We start from the raw sequence: 4,092 nt of genomic DNA, 5'->3' as shown, positions 1-4,092 counted from the left end.
TTCGTCAGAGGATACATCCGGGTTCCCTTCCCAGCGGCGGGGATGACGGAGCACCTAACTTCTAAACTCATGAATCAAGCCTAATCTATCCCGATGTAATAACAAGATAAATAAACGTAAATAAGGCACAATGTTAAGGTGCATGAGATGGAGCTAAACTTACCGGATTTACGTGGGCAAGAGCCCGAAGACGCTAAGCAACAGTTAAGGCAACTCATTCGCAGTGCTCGGGATCGGCTCAGTGATAGCCAAGTTTCCCAGGCTGGTCAGGAAATTAGAGATCGAGTGCTGGAGTTCGCGACAGACTTTCACACAATTGCCTGCTACGTCTCAGTTAAGAAAGAGCCTCCAACCTTGGATTTAATCGAGGCGCTGTATCAGCAAGGCAAGCGGCTGTTGGTGCCAAAGCTGGGTTCGAAGCTCAACCGTGATTGGGCTTTTTATGCGGGTCGCGATGATTTGGCCAACCGCTCACCGAACCGGCCGATGGAACCCAGTGGGGACGCTCTCGATTCCTCTGCCTTAGCAGCTGCAGACCTGGTCATCACCCCTGCTCTAGCGGTTGATCGACAAGGAAATCGCTTGGGCCAGGGTGGAGGTTGGTATGACCGCGCTCTGCCCTATGTTCAGAAACAGACCCCCATCTATGCGCTGTGCTACGCCCATGAGTTGCAGCGGGAACTGATTCTTCCCACAGACCAGTACGATATTCCGGTAACCGGGGTATTGACGCCCTCTTGCTGCTTCAAGTTGGAAGGCTCCGAGTTTCAAAAGTCGGGAATTTTGCCCGCTTAATTCCCTTCCATCGGCCCTTTGTCCTGCTGTTTTACTCGATTACAGAGGGTTTTCCACAAGGGTGGTAAAAATGGGGTTTTCCACAGGTAGATAGCCCCGATAGTGGCGCGCTGTCAACCATCTTCCTAGCGTGGACTCATGAGCATGAATCGTTTTTGGAATTGGCGTTACCCCCTCGCCGCGGGTCTGGCTATCATGGCTGTGTTCGTTGTGGTGACGCTCTTTTTACCTGAGAAAGCTGGAGCCTCCGTGGTGGTGGTCAAACACGAAATCTGTGCGGGTTGTGAAATTACCGCAAAGGACGTGAGGCTTTCCACCCTGACTCCTTCCGCTGTCCCCCAGGACCACTTTCAAAAAACTGACCACGTCATCGGGAAAACCGCGGCGGTGGACTTGAGTTCCGGAACCGTGCTGCAGCCTGCATTGCTGGTGGAAAACGCGGTGGAGGACCTGCGGACAGGAGAAGTCGCCTTCGCCATCGAAGTCAGCGACCCTGCGGTAGCAGGGTTCTCCAAGACCGGGCAACCGGTTGAAATTTGGTGTTCCGGGGGGAACGTGGATGGGGAACTATTAGCTTCCAATGCTCGGGTTGTCGGGGTAAAGGCCGTCTCCGAGAGTTTTCTGGGCACCGGGAACTCCGCCGCTATCGCTTACCTGGCGGCTCCCGAGGACGAAGCTCGTCGAGTCATCGCCGCCAAAACAGACTACGACCTGAGTTTCGTAGTTCGGAGATAGTAAATCCCTGCTTACAGTTTCCCGAAATGCGGGGGAATGTCGGCTTTCAGCCGTTTGTCGTTGGTTTCGTCAATTTCATCTGGCGTTTCCGGAGGCGCCTCGAGGCTTCCGCCGCCGGGAACGGCAAAGGGGTTGTCTTTGCCCTCGTCTTGCTGGGAGATATAGGTGGCCCTACGGTGACGGCGAATTCGCTGGCGTTCCCGTCTCGGTTCGGGCTGAGCCTTTTGAGTGGCAAAAATGTCGCGTGGAGTAGGTTTGTTCTGTTCCATCGTTCTCCTCACAAGGCAGCGTTGCGCCGCCGTACCACGTGGCGCAGCACGGCGTCGACTTGGGCACCGCGGCGCGATAACTCTAAGGTCTCCCGCAGTTCTTGCACCTGCTGGTCCTCGCTGCGTGCCACCCCGTCGGATTGAATCCACTCCAGCAACTCGTCCAACTGGTCATCTCCATAAGCTGCCAGGGGCAACCCTTTAGCGACCGGGGGACGCGGGCTGCGAGTGGCGCCGACTACGCGAAGGTTCGGGGCAACGGGACGTTCCGCAAAGGCCTCACTTTCAGGGGCAGTCTTGACGGAGCCCTCAGCAGGAGTTTCCTCAGGTTTCTGCACCGCAGTGGCTGTCGATGAAGACATTTCTGTACCATTCAGTACAGGATTTGGACTATTCGGTTCTTCCGTAACTTCAATTTGAGGAGCCGCGATGAGAGGAACCGAAAGGGCATCTTTTCGTCTAGCCAAAGTTGTTTCCACCGCGTGACGAACTTTTGCCGCCTGTGCCGCCGGGTTGGCAAAAACTTCCATGGTGTAACAGGTAATGACTGTCCAACCGGCCGCTTCCAGGCGGGCAGGCCACAGCCTTTCCCGCCTACGCAAAGAAGGTTCTCTCACGTAAGTATCGTCATCGGTTAGCACCGCCACCAGCAGTTCACTGGGTAGCTCGGCGGATCCGATGGCCAGGGGAATCTGAATACCGTCTTTCAATCCGAAACGAGGAACCACCGTCAGTCCCGCTCGCCACAGACGTTCCGCTAAATCCACCAGGAGACGATCCGGCTCCGATTCGAAAGATTCCGGAGTAGTTAAAGCCCGCTCCATGCCTTCGGGGTTGTCAGCGGAGTCCAGCAAATCCACCAGCATTCGAGCCCCCGGCTCGCTAAGTTTGGACGTATCGACTTCATTGGCTCTAAACGCGCTGACAATTTCGAGCCTTTGGCGCACGACTTCCAGACAGCTAACCACGTGCGCGACCCCGGAAGGACCGGAAACCGGACCAAAGTTCAACTGGACCCGCCCGTGCGGCGTCTTGGACATACCCAAACTCATAATGACCACGTCACGGCGCAGCCCGCCAGCCGTGGCAGAATCGACCACCACGAAAGGTTCCCTCCCGCTCTGGAAGAAATCCTGAGCCTGCGGCACTTTTGCCAAGGCATCGTTCAGGGCGGAACGAATCCGCGCGACGGCCCCGGGGTTCAAGCAGACTACCGCCAGGGACTGAGAGGCCCGATTCAGGGCGTGATCCAAAATCAACTCCACCACGCGGGAAATTTCGACCCGAGAGATGACCGGCGACCCATCCCGCGCCAAAGGAGACTCTGAACCGGTTACCACGTGGAGTTTCACCAAAGAAGCCGGACGTGGGGACGGCACAGGCGCCACGGACTCACCGTAACCGTGACTGGCCAGGAACAGCGCGACCTGCTCGGAAAGCTCACCCAAATCCGAACGCAGAGAAACGACCGGCAAAACCTTCGCTGCAACCTGGGTAAATCCAGTCCACCCTCGCCGAGAATCACCGAGTACTACCAGCTGCTTGGCTCGCGCAATGAGCGGAATCACTTGAGACAAGCTCATAAAATCCAAATGATCCAGCACCAGGACTTCAATTGTGGAATTTCCATAAATCTGGGCCAGCAGGTAGGGCGAAAGTGCCCAGACCGGGCACAGCTGACGGATGAGCGGGGCAAAACTTTGGAAGTCGGACAGCGCCCCCATATCGCCAATCTCTAACACAGATTGCAAAGCTGCGGCGGCGGGAGCCTGCCCCTGGCGCGCTTGGTTCGCGAGCTCGTGCATGGCTCGCGCCACGGGGTAAGGTAGCGATTCGATTTGTGCCAAATCTAGGGAACGTAAGGTATCCGCCAACTCGTGCATGGCGGCCCCGTCAATACCGGCCAAGACCGGGTCGCTATGCATAATTTTTAGCAAAATGGCTGACCACCAAGCCAAATCCAGTTCTGCCAGAGCTAACTCAGCGGGTACTCGCCGGGCCCGCAAATCATCGAGAAGCGGACCCAACCCGGACTCTTTCAATTCCTTTAGCAGCTGTACCTGCAGGGGCAGGCGTAAGGCCTGGTCAGTAGTTTCATCGAGGGACTTTACTAAATTCAAAAGGTCGGCCAGCGGCACTTCCTCTGGTTTCGTCCCTTCCGGAGTGGTGACTTGGCTAAGGATGGGGGCAACTGCCGCAACTTCGGCGAAAATTTGCGCCGAAAGCTCCTGTACCGCCTCGAATTCTTGCGGAATTCGGGGCCAGGCACCTGGCAATGCATGACGGCGCCACA

3 protein-coding genes and 1 pseudogene are annotated in these 4,092 nt (G+C 56.5%); 2 read left to right on the top strand and 2 right to left on the bottom strand.

What is annotated here, in order from left to right:
• The first annotated feature begins 147 nt into the window (after nt 1-147).
• Nucleotides 148-795, top strand: coding sequence for a 5-formyltetrahydrofolate cyclo-ligase (locus AC5LBQ_RS09445; protein ID WP_493265317.1), 648 nt, complete (start codon nt 148-150; stop codon nt 793-795).
• A 138-nt stretch (nt 796-933) separates the two neighbouring features.
• Nucleotides 934-1,530, top strand: a complete 597-nt coding sequence (locus AC5LBQ_RS09440; RefSeq protein WP_491680784.1) for an SAF domain-containing protein — start codon at nt 934-936, stop codon at nt 1,528-1,530.
• An 11-nt stretch (nt 1,531-1,541) separates the two neighbouring features.
• On the opposite strand, the gene AC5LBQ_RS09435 is transcribed toward AC5LBQ_RS09440, so the two are convergent.
• Together AC5LBQ_RS09435 and AC5LBQ_RS09430 are read right to left on the bottom strand one after the other, a co-directional pair.
• Nucleotides 1,542-1,799: a hypothetical protein gene (locus tag AC5LBQ_RS09435; RefSeq protein ID WP_282922239.1), complete on the bottom strand. Its 258-nt coding sequence runs from the start codon at nt 1,797-1,799 to the stop codon at nt 1,542-1,544.
• An 8-nt stretch (nt 1,800-1,807) separates the two neighbouring features.
• Nucleotides 1,808-4,092, bottom strand: a pseudogene (locus AC5LBQ_RS09430) (DNA helicase); the annotation flags it as partial.

It is taken from the genome of Mobiluncus sp., from assembly GCF_985070215.1.
This window is presented reverse-complemented; position numbering and strand designations above follow the sequence as displayed.

Coding starts and splice junctions, on each gene's coding strand:
- AC5LBQ_RS09445 (WP_493265317.1), top strand. CDS start 148: ATGGAGCTAAACTTACCGGATTTACGTGGGCAAGAGCCCGAAGACGCT.
- AC5LBQ_RS09440 (WP_491680784.1), top strand. CDS start 934: ATGAGCATGAATCGTTTTTGGAATTGGCGTTACCCCCTCGCCGCGGGT.
- AC5LBQ_RS09435 (WP_282922239.1), bottom strand. CDS start 1,799: ATGGAACAGAACAAACCTACTCCACGCGACATTTTTGCCACTCAAAAG.